At 53.6% G+C, this 16,474-nt stretch carries 13 protein-coding genes; 3 read left to right on the forward strand and 10 right to left on the reverse strand.

Translation table 11 applies throughout. The features are described from left to right. Nucleotides 1-11 precede the first annotated feature (11 nt). Complete coding sequence (locus L6H98_RS27460; RefSeq protein WP_236420886.1) at nt 12-674, forward strand: response regulator transcription factor; 663 nt, start codon at nt 12-14, stop codon at nt 672-674. Nucleotides 675-806: 132 nt separating this feature from the next. On the opposite strand, the gene L6H98_RS27465 is transcribed toward L6H98_RS27460, so the two are convergent. The 5 genes from L6H98_RS27465 to ftsE form a co-directional block, all read right to left on the reverse strand. Then, entirely contained in the window at nt 807-2,141 is a 1,335-nt protein-coding gene (locus L6H98_RS27465; RefSeq protein ID WP_236420887.1) for a PDZ domain-containing protein, read from the reverse strand. Nucleotides 2,142-2,321: 180 nt separating this feature from the next. Beyond that, nucleotides 2,322-3,800 carry a S41 family peptidase gene (locus L6H98_RS27470; RefSeq protein ID WP_236420888.1) on the reverse strand — a complete coding sequence of 493 codons (1,479 nt, stop codon included), beginning with the start codon at nt 3,798-3,800 and terminating at the stop codon, nt 2,322-2,324. 141 nt (nt 3,801-3,941) lie between these two features. Further along, entirely contained in the window at nt 3,942-5,225 is a 1,284-nt protein-coding gene (locus L6H98_RS27475) for a M23 family metallopeptidase (RefSeq protein ID WP_236420889.1), read from the reverse strand. Between the two features lie 191 nt (nt 5,226-5,416). Next, nucleotides 5,417-6,334 (reverse strand): permease-like cell division protein FtsX, encoded by a 918-nt coding sequence (gene ftsX, locus L6H98_RS27480; protein ID WP_236420890.1) that lies wholly within the window; start codon nt 6,332-6,334, stop codon nt 5,417-5,419. Next, nucleotides 6,324-7,010: a cell division ATP-binding protein FtsE gene (ftsE, locus tag L6H98_RS27485; protein WP_236420891.1), complete on the reverse strand. Its 687-nt coding sequence runs from the start codon at nt 7,008-7,010 to the stop codon at nt 6,324-6,326. The genes ftsX and ftsE overlap by 11 nt, the downstream gene beginning before the upstream one ends. A 251-nt stretch (nt 7,011-7,261) precedes the next feature. Between ftsE and L6H98_RS27490 the strand changes: the two genes are divergently transcribed. After that, nucleotides 7,262-8,692, forward strand: coding sequence for a VanW family protein (locus L6H98_RS27490; protein ID WP_236420892.1), 1,431 nt, complete (start codon nt 7,262-7,264; stop codon nt 8,690-8,692). Between the two features lie 779 nt (nt 8,693-9,471). Here the strand turns inward: L6H98_RS27490 and L6H98_RS27495 are convergent. The 5 genes from L6H98_RS27495 to L6H98_RS27515 all read right to left on the reverse strand — a co-directional run bounded on the left by L6H98_RS27495 (nt 9,472) and on the right by L6H98_RS27515 (nt 15,053). Then, complete coding sequence (locus tag L6H98_RS27495) at nt 9,472-11,022, reverse strand: MDR family MFS transporter (RefSeq protein WP_236420893.1); 1,551 nt, start codon at nt 11,020-11,022, stop codon at nt 9,472-9,474. Nucleotides 11,023-11,099: 77 nt separating this feature from the next. Then, complete coding sequence (locus L6H98_RS27500; protein ID WP_236420894.1) at nt 11,100-11,816, reverse strand: hypothetical protein; 717 nt, start codon at nt 11,814-11,816, stop codon at nt 11,100-11,102. A 38-nt stretch (nt 11,817-11,854) separates the two neighbouring features. Continuing rightward, entirely contained in the window at nt 11,855-12,580 is a 726-nt protein-coding gene (locus L6H98_RS27505) for a polymer-forming cytoskeletal protein (protein WP_236420895.1), read from the reverse strand. A gap of 13 nt (nt 12,581-12,593) precedes the next feature. After that, nucleotides 12,594-13,217: a YhbD family protein gene (locus L6H98_RS27510; protein ID WP_236420896.1), complete on the reverse strand. Its 624-nt coding sequence runs from the start codon at nt 13,215-13,217 to the stop codon at nt 12,594-12,596. Nucleotides 13,218-13,418: 201 nt separating this feature from the next. Next, a complete protein-coding gene (locus tag L6H98_RS27515) occupies nt 13,419-15,053 on the reverse strand; it encodes a PucR family transcriptional regulator (protein WP_236420897.1) in 1,635 nt (544 codons plus the stop codon). A gap of 171 nt (nt 15,054-15,224) precedes the next feature. Between L6H98_RS27515 and allC the strand changes: the two genes are divergently transcribed. Further along, nucleotides 15,225-16,469 carry an allantoate deiminase gene (allC, locus tag L6H98_RS27520; RefSeq protein WP_236420945.1) on the forward strand — a complete coding sequence of 415 codons (1,245 nt, stop codon included), beginning with the start codon at nt 15,225-15,227 and terminating at the stop codon, nt 16,467-16,469. Nucleotides 16,470-16,474 lie beyond the last annotated feature (5 nt).

A 16,474-nucleotide genomic window follows, 5' to 3' on the forward strand; every position in this document is an offset into this window, starting at 1 on the left:
GAAGTGACCCCGTGCAAGAAAACACCCAGAACCCGCCCATCCGCCTTATCCTCGTTGATGACGATGCATTCATTCGCGAAAGCCTCAACGTATTGATCGGCCTGGACCCTGCCATTAACGTGATCGGAACCGCCTCCAATGGTAAGGAAGCCATGGCGCTGCTTCAAGCGGGAAACGAGGCTGACGTCGTGCTGATGGACATTCGAATGCCGGAATGTGACGGCGTTGAAGGTACGCGGCTAATCAAACAGGCCTCCCCCTCAGTGAAAGTATTGATGCTAACCACATTCGACGATGACGAATACATCATCAAAGCATTGCAGCATGGGGCCAGCGGATATTTGCTCAAAAACGTGCCGCCTGACCGTATTATCGAAGGCATCAAAACCGTGCATCGCGGCGACATGCTCATTCACCCGGATATCGCCCGCAAACTGGCGGGACTCCTGCGTCCAGCGGCTTCCCCTCCGGCGCATGAGAAGGTCGAATCCTTCGGCCTCACGCGCATGGAACAGGCCGTGGCGGAAGCCATTTCCGAGGGACTTTCCAACAAGGAGATCGCGGCCAAGCTGTTCCTGAGCGAGGGTACGGTCAAAAATTACGTTACCGACATTCTCGGCAAGTTGAACTTGCGAGACCGTACGCAAATCGCCATCTTTATGCTCAAAACATGAGAAGGTATCGTTCCGGCTCCAATTAAAAAAGGTATTCCACACCTGACCCTCAGGAGCGGAATACCCTTTTTTCTTTCAACGCCTATCCCGTTCAAACACCAACGCAGCGCTTCTTGAATCGCAGCGCACGCATCACATTTCGGCCGACTTTTGCTCCCCTGCAGGGACTGCAGGCGGTGCCTCAAGCGCCAGCGGCGCACGGGCCTCGCGCAGGTCCTTCCGCCGGGCAAACAGCTTAAGGCTCGCCAAATGAACGAGATTGGCCGGACGCATTCGAATGGCCCACGTCTCTTCATTGTTGGGTGCGAAGATCACGCCGAGCTGATGATGCTCCCCTTCATAAATGGCCCGCTGCAGAAACTTGCTCTCTCCCTGCCGATTGCGTACCTCCAGTTTGCAAAAAGCCGGGTTCATGCGCAGCGAGCGATGCAGCTCCTCCGGGGAATGCACCAAAACGCCATTGGCCTTGTAAACCGTCTCGCCGACTTCAATACCCAGCTCTTCTGCAGGGCTGTCCGGAATGACGCCCAGCACCTTCAAACCGTGTTCGGGATGAACGAATGCAGGACTGCTCATGTTTTCCTCATACCCGCTGTACCAGACCAGAAATTCATGTCCAGCAAAGGCCGCAAGGGCGGCTACCAAGACAAGCGGCGACCACCATGCCGCCAGGACAGCCAGAACCAGCAATCCTGCCCCGTAATACATCAAACGTTTGGAAGAAAGCCGGGCCTTCTGTTCAGGGAGCATGCTCTGCGTGACTTCGCTAAAGCCGATCAGCACCGGCAGCGCCATCAGCGCATAAGCGCCTCCCCCGTGCAGCAATGGCGACCATGCAAGCTCAGCGCCGCTTCCCCCAACCGGAACCAAAATAAGAAGGGGGATCGGCCACAGATGGTGAAGCTGATAACCTCCCACCAATTTCCCTCGTTTTCCTTCGAACAGCAGCGGGGAAGACAACGCCACGCCTTGCATGCGCACGAGCATCGCCTCGCCCAAATGCAGCAGGGCGGCAAGCACCAGCAGGGCAGGCATGTCCAATGCCCGCAGCGTATCCATGGCACTGCCCAGCCAGCCTGAAGGCTGCCAGCCCGGCGCCAGATTCAACCCGAATTGCAGCACGCCCAGCAAACCTGCCGCGTACGCGATGCATAAATACCGTACCCGGAACAACGCCAGAAATAACGCTGCCCCCCAGAGCCAAACGAGACTGCCCCATGTGAAATGCGAACCGATGAACAAAGACAATAAGGACACGATGATACCAATCATGAATCCACCCAATACGGATCGGATCGTCTGGATCATTGAACTTTGCAAGCGGACGTGAAACAATTTGCGTTCCTGCAGCAATTGGCGTTGATACATGAGCGCAACCAAAATGATTCCTATGTAATAAAACGGCTGAACGATCATTTTTAGCATTGCTTCTCCGATCGCAGCCAGCCATGGCCAAGCCCATTCCATGATGAATGATCACTCCTCTCTTGCATCCCGTTGGAAAAACAGCCCTGCGCATTCAAAGAAAGACAGGCAACACGCTCTGGCAGATGTTTAGCGGCGTTCATCGAAACCTTCGTTTTCGCAAGGGCCGTATAATGGAGGCGGAGACATCCCAGAAAAAAAGAAGGCTGAAATCAGCCTTCTTTATGGCTTCGACACGGCAGTCGAAATCTCCTTCGAGATATTTTCAAGCGCGCGTTTCAGCTGTGCATCATATTGAGGATTCGCAATGCGCTCAATCAAAGCTGCCTCGAGCGATTCAGCAGTCGCCTGATCAATCTGTCCGGTTGCCTGAATGCCTTTCTGCTTCTGGAACGCCTTGACCGCTTCCTCGGTCTTCTGGTCGTAGTAACCGTCCACGCGATCCGGTTTGAAGTCAAGTCCTCTCAACATCGTCTGTGCACTCTTCACATCCGTGCTGTTGCTGTCGAATTTCAAAGGCAATTTTTCTTTGTTGATCGGCGCCACCGAGAAGTAGTCCGGCTGGTTAACCGCAATATCCGGCTCGATGCCTTTCTCGTGAATCCAGTCGCCGTTCGGCGTCAGCCATTTCGCAATGGTGATTTTCAGCAGGCTTCCATCGCCCATCTGTTTGTCATAACTCGTCTGAACCGTACCTTTACCGAAGGAATTTTCGCCGACGAGCGTTGCGCCTGCGGATTGTTTCAATGCACCGGCCAAAATTTCCGACGCGCTCGCGCTTCCTTTGTTCATGAGAACCGTAATCGGATACGGCTTTACTTTGGATGGACCGTTAGACTTGCTTTGTTCGCGCTTGCCGTTTTTGTCCTCGACCTGCACGATGACCTTGCCTTTTGGCACAAACTGCTCGGCAATGTCGATCACGACTTGCAGGACGCCGCCCGGGTCATTGCGCACGTCGATGATCAAGCCTTTCATGTTCTGCTTCTCCAGCTTCGCGAGCTCTTCCTTGAAGCGTTCGCCCGTATTCATCGAGAATTGCGTAATCGAGATAACCCCGACGCCGTTGTCCTCCATGTGGGCATAAACGGTCTCCATGTCGATGTCATCGCGCACGATCGTGAATTCGATGGCCTCCGTCGAACCGGCGCGTTTCACCTGGATCTTGGCTTCGCTGCCTTTTGGCCCCCTGATTTTGTTAACGGCTTTGTTCAGTTCCAACCCTTGCAGGGATTCACCGTTAACGGAGAGGATAATGTCTTTGGCGCGAATGCCCGCTTTTTCGGCCGGCGAACCTTTGATCGGGGACACGACGACAACGTTGCCGTCTTGCGAAGATACTTCGGCCCCGATGCCCGTGAACGAGCCTTCGATGGACTCTTCGAACTGGGCCGCCGTTTCCTGGGCCATGTAGTTGGAGTACGGGTCGCCGAGGGATTCCATCATGCCGTTGATCGCCCCGTCGATCAGTTTGGTTCGATCCACGTCTTTATAATAGTTGTTCGAGATCAAATCCATCGCGGTTTGAATCTTCTTCAAATCGTTCTTCTGCTGCGTGCTGCCCGTTACGCTCGCCAGCAAGCCTTCACCTGGGGTGGTTCTGGCCGCAATGCCGGGATACGTCATCAACACCATGGTTAACAGGCTTCCCCCGAGGAGGCCCAGAATAACCAGCAGCAGCGCCGATCTTTTCTTCATCATCCGTTTGCCACCGCCTTTGTTTTCGAAGGAGTCTCTCTCACAGCCGGCTCCTTCGGCATATTGCTTCCCTGAACATGCCAGCTTAGTATATGTCTAGCTTGTACGGATTATGATCTTTCCATTCCCGGGCAGATGCCGTCTCTACAAGTAGTTCATCGGATTGACAGGGTTATCGTTGTCCCGTACCTCAAAATGAAGGTGAGGACCGGTCGAGTTGCCGGTATTGCCCGATTCCGCGATTTTGTCTCCGCGGGATACGTTGTCACCTTTGCTCACGCTGATGCTGTTCAAGTGGCCGTACAGCGTCCACAAGCCGCCGCCATGGTCCACGATGACCGTGTTTCCGTATCCGTTCATCCATTCGGCCACGATGACGATGCCGTCGGATGCGGCATGTACGCTCGTACCGATCGGCACGGCGAAGTCAACGCCGTTGTGCATCTTGCCCACTTCGCCCGTAATCGGATGCGTGCGGCGTCCAAACGGCGAGGAGACATATCCTCCGGAGACGGGTTTGGAGAAGATGCCGCTGCCGGAACTGTACGAGGAACCTCCGTCTGAACTTACCTTGGTCGTTGTCTTCGCAGAGGCTGCGGCTGCAGCTTGGGCTTTCGCCTTGGCTGCTGCCAAGGCCTTTGCTTTGGCCGCGGCTGCGGCTTGTTGTTCGCGCAGCTTGTTTTTCTCCTGCAGCAATGCGGAACGTTTGCTGGCGATTTGCAGCAGCATGGTCTCCTGCTCCTGCGTTGCCTCTTCCGACTCTTCAATTTTAGCATCATAAGAGGCGAGAAGCACCTGCTTCTCCTTCTCTTTCTGGTCCAGCTGCGCTTTGCGCTGCTTTTTCTGTGCGTACAGGCTCTTGGCTTCAGCATACTGCTTGTCCAAATCCGCCTTTTTTTCCACGACAAGCTGTTTGTCTTTTTTGTGCTCATCGAGCAGATGTTGATCTTGGTCCACAATCGTTTTCAGAGAATCCGCACGCGTCAGGAAATCCGAAAAACTCGTGGAGGACAGCAGAACATCCAGATACGAAACGGCACCGTCCGTGTACATCAGGCGCACCCGCGACTCGAGCAATTTTTGGCGGGAAACGATGCGCTCTTCTGCAGCCTTAAGCTCCTTTTTCGTGGTTCGGAGATCTTCTTCCGTATTCTCGATCTCCAGGGTAACGTTCGTCAGTTCGTCGCTGACCACGTTGATCTGCTCCATGACGATCTTCAGGTATGCATTGGTTTTGTTTTTGTAATGTTGGGCCTTCTGCTTGTTGGCAGCGGCTTTTTGCTGCTCTTTTTTGGCGGCAGCCGCTTTGCTCTCCAACTGCTGAATCTGCTTGTCAATATCGCTGATGCTTTGCGCATATCCGTCAGAAGCTTGAAAGGTCAAACCGGCCAATAACGATAAGGCCAGCAGCGAAGCTGTTTTTTTCAAAATGGTGATCCCCCATCCTATGAATTCACGAGAAAGCAACCTGCACAGGTGGTGAACAGCATGTTCCTGCTTTCTTCATCTAAAAGACTCCGTCAATGTACATATCGTCAAACAGGGTCCGTTAGTGAACCTGCTTTGCCATTCGATTTCGACAAAATTCGCAATTTCCAATCATTCGCGCCGTCCGCAGCTTACACTTGAAGCGACTTGCGGATGGACAACGTGCTTCCCAAAATACCTACGAGCACGCCCAAAACCACAAGCAATGTACCCATAAGGAACCAAATATCCCCGAGCGGGATCAAATTGAGCATTTGCATGAACATATCCTGGGAAATGGTCGCCATCAGGCGGCTGTACCCAAAGAATAGCACCGCTACCGTAACGACCGAGCCGATCAGACCGATCAATGCCCCTTCAATGAAGAAAGGCCAGCGGATGAACGTGTTCGTGGCACCGACCAGCTTCATGATGCCAATCTCCCGGCGACGGGCCAGAATCGTTACGCGAATCGTATTCGAGATCAGAAACATGGACATCAGACCCAGCCCGCCGACAAAAATAAAGCCGATGTTGCGCACAAGCTTCGTAAACTTAAAGAGGACTTCTACCGTTTCTTTGCCGTAGTTCACTTTCATGATCGGTTTTTCCGGATGCTTCTCATTGAGGGCTTCGATTTTTTGCGCCACAAAAGTGACGGTTTCCGGTTCGATGACCTCGACTTCGATCGTCTCCGGCAGCGGATTGTTGTCCACGTCAAAACCGTCAAGCACGTTGTCTGCGCTATCGCCGAGCCGTTCGCGGAATTCCTTCAGCCCTTCCTCCTTCGAAACGAAGCGGATTTCCTTCACTTCAGGCATGGCGCTGATCTCCTGCTCCAGCGTATTGCGCATCTGCTCGTCCACGTTGAGCTCAAGGAAGGTGCTGATCTGCACCTGGCTGTCCACTTGATTCGCCATGGAATTCACGTTGAGCACCAGCAGCATGAACACGCCCAAAATAAGCAGCGAGACAATAATCGACATGATTGAGGCCACCGACATCCAGCCATTACGGAATACGTTTTTGAATCCCTCCCGCAAATGGCGCACGAGAGTGCTAAAATTCATAACCGTACTCCCCTCTCATCTGGTCGCGCACGATTTGACCGCGCTCAATGGCGATAACCCGTTTGCGCATCGTGTTGACGATATCCTTGTTGTGGGTCGCCATTACGATCGTCGTTCCCCGGAAATTGATCTCGTCCAGCAGCTGCATGATGCCCCAGGACGTCTCCGGATCAAGATTGCCCGTAGGCTCGTCCGCGATAATGACGGACGGATTGTTCACGATGGCTCGCGCAATCGCAATGCGCTGCTGTTCGCCGCCCGACAGTTGGGAAGGCTCGCGATTCGCTTTTCCTTTCAAACCGACGAGGTCGAGCACTTCCAGTACCCGTTTCTTGATATGGCGCTTTGGCGCCTCGATGACTTCCATCGCAAAGGCTACGTTCTCATACGCGGTCATTTTCGGCAGCAGCCGGAAATCCTGAAAAATAACGCCGATATTGCGGCGTACGTAAGGGATTTTGCGCGGCTTCAGCTTGCCGATATTAAATCCGTTGATGGAGATCTGTCCTTTGGTCGGAATTTCTTCCCGGTACATCAATTTCATAAATGTCGATTTACCCGCCCCGGACGGACCGACAATATAAACGAATTCGTTGCGGTCGATCTTCACCGACACCCCTTGTAATGCGTGGGTACCATTGGGATAGGTCTTCCACACGTCCTGCATTTCAATCACATCATCACTTCCTGCTCGCATAGTTAGCCATTATACTTTCGACATCATACCGTCATTTCCTTTAAAAAAGACTGAATTTCATCAGCAATCCCGCATTCTCCCTTTTTCGAGCCCGAAGAATGGCTGCACATGAAATTTATTGTAACAAATTTGTTACCTTTTGAGTACCCGAAAGTTTTCCAACCTTGGATCATATAGATAAAGCATGTTGCAAATGACGGAACAACAGAAGCCAAAAGGAGCGTACGCTGATGAAAAAAATACATTTGACGGTCATTGCCCTCTTTTCGTTACTCCTTCTCGGTTCCGCTTCTTACGGTGTGCTCTATATGTACGTGAACCAGCCTAACCTCCCCAAAGAAGTCGTCGTTGGCGGTTGGTCCGTGGGGGGACAGCCCCGTAAAAGTGTTTTGAGCACGCTGGACGAGCGATTGCAACAGCTATCGGACTGGCCCGTCTCGCTTGAAGTGGTCGAACCGGAACCCCAAACACTGCAATTCACGGCATCCGAAACGGGAGCCCGCTATGGAGCAGACGCATTCCGGTCCGCCGTTAAGGCGTTGGAGGAAGGGGATGTATGGGAACGTGCCTATGCGCGCTATCATTTCGCCGAGACGTGGTCGCTGGACATGTCGTATGATGCAGGCATCCTCAAGAAGAGATTGAATCCGGAATGGGAAAAAGAGACCTTCGGATCGCCCGCGAACGCCGTCCGCCGCATCACCGCAGGCGACAAAGTACAATACATCCCCGAGAAAGGCGCCCGCCGGATCGCCTGGGATGAGCTGGCAAGCCTGATGGCAGCCAAGCTGCCTCATGATTTTACCGGAATAGACTCCGCCACGGAACGCAAACCCGTGTCGGTTCGGCTCCCTCTGTACACTCAGCAACCCGAGGTGACCGTGCATTCGTTGCAGCAGGAAGGCATCGAACGGAAAATCGTCCAGTTCTCCACAAGCTTGGGAAACAGCAGCAACGGACGGATACATAACGTCAGCTCGGCGGCCCAGGCGGTAGACGGCATGATTCTGCCTCCGGGGGGCATGTTCGACTATGAAAAGGTCATTCGCAAGGCCGAAAAAGAATACGGCTTCCGTGAAGCTCCGGTGATCGTGAACGGCCGCTTGACGCCAGGCATCGGCGGCGGCATTTGCCAAGTATCAAGCACCGTATACAATGCCGCCCTTTTGACGGGACTGGACATCGTCGAGCGCCGCAATCATTCCCTGCCGGTCAAGTATTTGCCGAAAGGGCTTGATGCCACTTTCGCCTCGGGAGCGATCAATTTCCGTTTCAAAAACAATACCGGGAAGTCGCTGCTGATCCATGCCAAGGTTCAGGGCGGATACCTCACCGTCAAATTTTTCGGCACATTCCCCGAGAATGTCACCTATGAGCTGGAATCCCGGACGGTCGAAACGCTCGGCGTTCCGGTGAAATACGTCTCAAGCAACGTGCTGCCCGAAGGCGTAGAGCAGGTTCTCCAAAACGGCCAACCGGGATATATCGTAGAAACCGTTCGCATCAAAAAAGTCGACGGCAAAGTCGTGGAAACCCAAACGATCTCGCGAGACACGTACAAAGCGCAAAACCGCCTGATTGCCCGCTCGGGCCACAGCAGCCTGCCCGATCTGCAGGAACCGTCCGTCGTGGAGGATGGGGTCAGCAGCAGCCGCCCCTGAGGGAAAGTTTGGAGATGATGGTCCCGAGGGCAGGGCGAACAGGTCATGCAGGGTCAATCTCGGGTGAGTTCAATGTAGGCATGCGAAGGCGCAGAAGGTTTATGCATCTATCGACATAGTTTGCTGAAGAGCATGACGCGGTATTTGCAACAGAAGCTTCCATAGATTGCACTTGTGTATTCATGTGCCCGATGTGATAAAAGGAGCGCAACCTTATACGAACGGTGAGGTTCGGATGGTTGCGCTCCTTTATCATTCTCCAGGTGTGCTCGGGGCTGGTAGGCTGGTTCACTGCGACTTGGAGCTAATCGCGAGTACGCTTACGAACTTCACACGCGTTATATGGAGGCTTTTGCACACTCAAAAATTGTAACGAACCCAGGACAAGCTATTATAGGAAAATGCGCTGTTTAGGCGCAATCCCCTTGAAATAACGTGCGTCAGGTTCATTACAATTTTCCACATGCTGATTTTCAAGGAATAAGGTGTCTCAGATTCGTTACAGCTTGTTCGCTCCACATCAAAAGGACCGCCCCTGTCATATTTATGACTGGACGGTCCCTCGATGATGTTAGTGATGCGGATAATTAACATTTCATTGTGTATGTTTGCGTTCGTTTGCTGCATGTACGATTCTGTTTTGATGGATCACGCCAAGCATGGATTGGATGCTCCTCCACAACGCTTGCCTGCTGCCGATGCTTCGAACGAGTCGTTCATTGCAATAGCAAGTTTGCGTGATGGAATATGCTCAGCAAAACATGAACCAAACTTCCCACTTAGTGGCCTGCCGTATACTCTCCCTGCTCCTCGCCCACAACCATTTTGTCCTTGCCCATAAAAAACGCGGCGATCAAGGCCAACGCGGCCGGAATGATGGCCCAGGCAAACAGCTGCACGATGGAAGAGGAGAGCGCATGCGTAATAGCCTCCAGCACTTGGGGCGGGATCGCCTGCCTAAGCTCCGGCGAGAGCAGCGCATGCGGGTCGGCCAGGTCCATGCCCTGCGGTATGCCGCCTGCGGCTGCTCCGCTGCCCGCCGCGCCGCCACCGAGAGCCTCACCCATTTTTTGCGTAAAGACATGCCCTTGCACGATTCCGAAAATGGTGATGCCCATCGTCATGCCCAAGGATCGCAGAAAATTCAGCGTTGAACTCGCGGCACCGCGCTGGCGCGGCTCGAACGCGTTCATGGCCGCATTGCTGAGCACCGAGAAGGAACCGCCCACGCCGAGACCAATCAGCACCATGAAAATCCGGATCGTCCACAAGGAAGAGTTCTCATCCAGTGTCGTCAGCAGACCAAGTCCAACCACGAGCAGTGCAAGCGTAGGAATCATGATGCTGCGATACCGGACTTTGGTCATCAACACACCGCCCATCGAGGCCGTGACGACGGAACCCAGCATCATCGGCAGCAGTACGAGCCCCGAATTCGTGGCTTTTCCGCCGAGCACACCCTGAATGAAAATCGGAATGTACACCGAAGCGGTAATGAATGCCGCCCCGCTGAACATCGCCATGACATTGCTGGACCAGTACACCCGGGTGCGGAACATGGCAAACGAAATGATCGGTTCCTTCGCTTTGCTCTCCGCATACAGGAACAGCAGGGTCAACGCGGCGAATCCGGCAAACAAGCCGAGAATCTGCGCCGAATCCCATGCATACGCCTTGCCGCCAAGCTCGAGCGCAAAGATCAGGCACACGACCGCGCCGATCAGCGTCGCCGCCCCCAGCCAGTCGATCTGCTGGGATTGATGCTGATGCGACTCCTTATAGAAAAACGCGATAAACACAAACGCGATCAGACCGAGCGGCAAATTAATGTAAAATACCCATTCCCATGCCGCGTATTGCGTAATGTACGCCCCGAGCAGCGGACCGAATACGCTGGAAAGCCCGAATACCGCGCCGAACAAACCGCCTAGCTTGCCTCTCGCTTCCGGCGCAACCACGTCAAACATGATCGTGAACGCAATCGGCACCAAAGCGCCTGCCCCGATCCCTTGCACGGCCCGGTACATCGTCAGTTCAACGATGGACGTTGCCGTGCCGCACAAGGCAGATCCCAGCATAAATACCAATATGCCGAACACGAAAAATCTCTTGCGTCCGTACATGTCGGACAATTTGCCGAAAATCGGCATGCCTGCCATCTCGGCGACCATGTAGGCGGAGGTGACCCATACGAATTTGTCCAGTCCCCCGAGTTTGCCGACGATGTCTCCCATCGCCGTAGCCACGATGGTATTGTCCATCGAAGCCATCAGGATGCTGAGCAGCAGCCCTGCCAGCACCAATCCAATTTTGTTTTTCCGTACAGCCATGGTAATCCAATCTCTCCATTCCGCGATCTATTCAATTTTCGACTGGACTAGTATAGCCGAAATGCTTCCGGGGTTAATCAGTCCCGAGACCGATTGCGCTGCTCCCTAACCTCCGCTTGAGGATGGACCTGCAGCGACTCCGTATATTCCACCAAACCGATTCGGCATCCCGGGCCGATGACGACCCGATGACCCCTGACGACGTCAACCTCAGCATCCTCCAATTCGATAACGTCTCCTTCAATCGCGTGCGCCTTCAGCGTCGCCACGGCATGCTGCCCGAGCAGCCCTTGAATCAGCCTTCCACGGCCCCGCCCGATCTCAATTCGGGAACCGCCGATCTCATGGACCCTGGATGGACCTTTCAATTGAATGCTCAGCTGTTCGGCGCTCAGCATGCCTCCTACCTCAATGCGCCCGGTCAGCCGAATCCGCTCTGCCTGGCAGTTTCCGGCCACATGCAGCTCGCCTAACACTTTTACCTCTTCCGCCTTAAGATCATATTGGCTTTCTCGACCGGAAGCGGTTGTTTCGTTCCCCGGAGCCTGGCCCCTGCCTCCATCCTCTGCAGCCACCAAAGCGAGGGTTCCCGTCACTTTGATTTCGGTCGCATCAAGCGAACCCTTCACCACCGATGTCCCGGTGCACTTGAATTGGCGACAGCGCGTAGCACCATTAAACGTGGAATCACCCACGACTTTGACTTTGCGGTATTCACCGCCTGCCCAGCTGCTCTCCCCGGTAATGCTGATGTCCCCAGGCTGCGCCGATGAACCCTTAGCTTGACGATCCATATACGATTCCACCTTCCTCTCTCCTCACATCGCTTCTCTTATATACGTTTGCTGCTGCCTACAACGGCATCCCCATCGACATCCAACATGTTCGAATATTCGACCAGCCGGATTTTGCATCCTCGTCCAATATGGACTTTGCCGCCTCGCACGATATCCGCTTCCGTATTCTCAAGCACGACTTCGTCTCCCTCGATCAGATCGGCCTTGAAAGATGGTTTGCCGCCCAGACCGATGCTTTTCCAGAACCCGCCTTGTTCCCTGCTGCGGATATCGATGGTTTCACCCCCAACTTCCTTGGCCGAAGAGGCCGTATGAAGCCTGATCTCCACAGACCCTGCGTTCAGCAAACCACTGATTTTGATGTTGCCCTGCACATGGAGCGATTCGCACTGCACATCACCATCAACGCTGACCATGCCGCCAATGTCGATACGCTCCCCATCCACTCTTCCGTGCACGCTGCATTTTCCGTTGACATCCAATTCAGGACTTTTCAAATCGCCGTGAATGGTCGCCAGCCCGTCAATGCGAGCGCGCTCACAGCGGAGAGGGCCGTTCATCGTACACACGCCGTTGATCGTGGCGCTCTCTGCATCTACCCCACCCTCAAGGCGCAATGTTCCATTGACGTCCATGGAGGTGCAATCCAGGTCTCCGTTGATTTTGGCCACCCCATCGATCCGCACGCGATGGAATTGCCCTCCGGCCGCCTTGCTCACACCAGATACATTCAGATCATTGCGCAAATCCCGTTCTTCCATGTGCAATCTCTCCCTATCCCAATTTGAGTTTCAATTCTTCCATGAACGTGCCGAGCGGCAATCGCAGGACGACCTTTACCCCGTCGTCAAAGTAAATCTCCGCTCCCGCGCCGGCCAGCATGAATGCAGGCACGCCCATTTTGCGCAATAACAGCAGCTCGCACGGCTTGCCGGCAAACCGATAATAATGCTCCGCCATGACGCCAATGAGCAGAGCTCCCTCCTGGCGTGTAATGTCCCCGCCCATAAGCAGCTTCTCCAGAACGTAAAGCATCATGATCTGCTCAAGTGCATACTGCGGCTGCTCGCGTCCAGCTTCCTTCAATAAACCAAGCGAAAGCTCCGTAACAATGTTTCGGTCTATCAGCTGTTTTGCTGACATCTGTACTTCCCCAAGGGTAGGCGAGAACACATCGGCCAATTCGTCCAGGGACAAGCCGTCTTTCATATTCAAAATTTTATCGATGCGCTGCAGTATTTGCTGTCTTGGGAAAAACGTCTCCTGCCCGGTAAAAGAAGACTTTCGGATAAACCATTCCTCGGGAATGAGGTTTTTCCGTTTCCAGCGGTACAACTGGCCGTAGGATATGCCCGTCAGGTCCAGCAATTCTTTTTTGGAGATCAAATCATCCGTCATTTTCGAACCTCCCTTTCGTCGCAAACATCGTAACATAACATTGTTACGTTGTAAATCATAATTCAATGATTCCCGGGAAACACACTTCTATACCCGGAGATGAAACCCACTCCAACGGCACCGTTAACAAAAATAAACGACGGACTCCCCCGTCAGGAAAGTCCGCCGCTCTCGGCACGGATATCTTCTTCGTTTGTTTCCTTACTTCGTCTCCATTCCGTTTTCCGGCAGCAACGCTTTAATTCTGAATGCCATACGCAAACGCAGCGTTTCCTCCGGATCTTTAAGACTCCGGCCGATAATCTCCTCGCATTTTTCCAATCGGTAAATAACCGTATTGCGATGGATGTACAGCCGCTTCGCCGTTTCGGCAAGTTGGCAATGGGTCTCCAGGTAAACAGACAGCGTCTGGAGCAGCATATGATGATCCTTAAGCGTCTCATCTGTGAAACCTTGCATCGTGTCGGTGTAAAACTTCCGCAAATGATCGTGTGGGATCATGCGCAAAATTTCGGGCACTTCTTTGGGCTGATAATGTTCAATAAAACGTGTCTTGCCCGCCATGCTGCCGAAGTATAGCGCTTCGTTCGCTTCCTTATAAGAGACAGGGATTTGGGCAAGAGGCTGCGCATAACCGCTGACGCCGAACGACAGTTCCGCTCCGTAATGAGCAGCGATTTTGAACTGAAGGCGTTCCAGAAGCGCCACAAAAGAAGGTTCAACCTCTTTCCATTCATGGACCAGCGGCATCAAGAACACGTATGAGCGATCATGGTTGAACAAAAGCAGCGGATGGCGGAAATGGGCCAGTTCCGCTTCGAGATGTTCGGCGATGCGGTCCTGCTCCGCTTTGTACTGCATAAACGAGGTCGTTTTGTCGGTACCATCGAGCTTGCCGACCGCGCAGATATACCGCTGGTGTGAAGACAGGCCGAATTCCCGGCCTCGGCTGGCGATCTCCTCACTGCTCGAGAACGAACCCCCGATGAAGTTAGCGAAAAACTCGTTCTGGATCTGGCGACGATTTTGCTTGAGCGCGTTGTCCTTCATCAGCTCGAACGCGATGACATTGGTCGCTTGTTCCACGGTCAGAATACTCGAACGTTCGGTCGGCAAAACGAAACCCTCAATACATAGGTAATGCAGTTGTCTATGGGTATACACCGGAAACAGCGTGATCGCCTGTCGTTCTCCGTCCAGCAAGGAGAAAGCGGAGAAAATGGAAGGTGCCACATGAACACGACTGCCTCCGGACAGCATATTTTCAAAACGAACCGCGGTGGAGGCAGCGGAGAAGCGACCGCAGATCGGCTGCAGGTAAGGACCAAGCAGAAGAACAGGCAACCGCAGCAGGGAAGCCAGTTGGTCCAGCAGCTTCGGAATGCCCTGGCCGCTCATAATCTGCTGAGTGAATTGTCGATGCGTCTTCATGGCATTGTGCAGTTCGGTTGTCCGCACGTCGAGGATATGACTCAACGATTTATTGACGATATCCCCGAGTGACGGTTCCACAGGCAGTTCCATCAGCGGCAGTCCCAGCTCGTCCGCAAGCCGGACCGCCGACTCGGGAATACCGCCAAGGAACCGTTTGCTTTTTATGCCGAGGGCCGCACAGTCCTGACGACTCATCTGCCGGATCAACTCCAGGAGTGCCGGCAGATCGTCCTTAAAATGAAAGGCCGTCGTAACAAGCAATTCATTTCTTTTCAGGTAAGGAATGATATCGGGGGCATCCATCATATTGACGGTGTAAACTTCCCGATTCACCCCCTTCGCTCCCGCGACAATGGCAGTCCCATCAAACACCGGCAGCTTCAGCAGATCATCCAGTTTCATCGTTCCCTCACCCTTTGGTTAACATGACTAATAAATTTTCTAATTCTTCTACATTTACGTGAATGATTTCCCTTTTGTTTTATTTTACGATTAATTAATCATATTGCCAAGTTAACAAATATAACACCGGTTGGAAAGCTTGTGGTGCCGGAATGGGGAGAGATTACATTGATGATCGAACAGCCGAATCCGTCAGCCTTATCCGAACAGGTCGAAAACATGATCGAATGGCTGGCCTCCCACGGGGGAGACGAAAGCGGCGGGGTGACACGGCTGCTGTATGACCCCGCCTGGATAGCTGCCCAGCGGGCAATCAAAGAGAAAATGGAAAAAATCAGGTTGTCTGCCCGCTACGACGATGTCGGCAATCTCTTCGGCCGCGTTGCCGGCCGTGATCCCGAAGCGCGTGTCATACTGACAGGTTCGCATATCGACACAGTGAAAGGCGGCGGAAAATATGACGGAGCCTACGGCATCGTCGCCGCGCTGATTGCCGTGGAATATTTACTGACCCATTATGGCCTGCCGCTCAAGCCGATCGAGGTTGTGTCACTATGCGAAGAAGAAGGAAGCCGCTTTCCGATGACCTACTGGGGCTCCGGCAATATTACCGGAGTCAAGAGCCGGAAGAAGGTTCGCGACATCAAGGACGCCAACGCCGTTCCGTTCGAGCAAGCGATGCGGGATGCAGGGTTCGGATTCGGACAGCATCCGCAGCCGGAGCGCCGCGACCTGGAATGCTTTATCGAACTGCACATCGAGCAAGGCCAGGTGCTGGAGCGCGAAGGGAAATCCATCGGCGTTGTCAGTCATATCGTCGGACAGCGCCGCTACGATATTACGGTTCGCGGCGAGAGCAATCATGCCGGCACGACGCCGATGCATTGGCGTCACGATGCGATGTTTACCGCAGCCGAATTGATCCGGCTGCTAACGCATCGTGCCAAAGCGGACGAGAGCGGACTGGTCGCCACCGTCGGCCGGATGGATGTCAAGCCAAATGTCGGAAACGTGATTGCTAGAGAGGTCACCTTCAGCTTGGACGTGCGGCACAGCGATGCGGAGAGAATACGGTTGTTCTGCGAAGAATGCTTTGGCGAATTCGACAAAATCGCAGCCGAACATGGAACAGACGTCGTTTGCCGGAAATGGATGGACGAGTCGCCGGTCGCGATGGACTCTGTACTGAGCGCGACTGCCGAAGATATTTTGAAGCAGAAAGGCATTTCGTACAAAACGATGACCAGCGGGGCGGGACATGACTCACAGGTATTCGGGATCTATTGTCCGACGGCGCTGTTGTTTGTACCGAGCCGGGGCGGCATCAGCCACTCGCCGGAGGAATTTACGAATACGGAAGATTTGCAGCGCGGCGTGCGCCTGCTGATCGACCTGCTGTATAAGTTGGCTTATTGAACAAA

Origin of the sequence: Paenibacillus sp. JJ-223 (assembly GCF_927798175.1) — a bacterium.
GTDB classification, from domain to species: Bacteria; Bacillota; Bacilli; order Paenibacillales; family Paenibacillaceae; genus Paenibacillus; species Paenibacillus hubeiensis.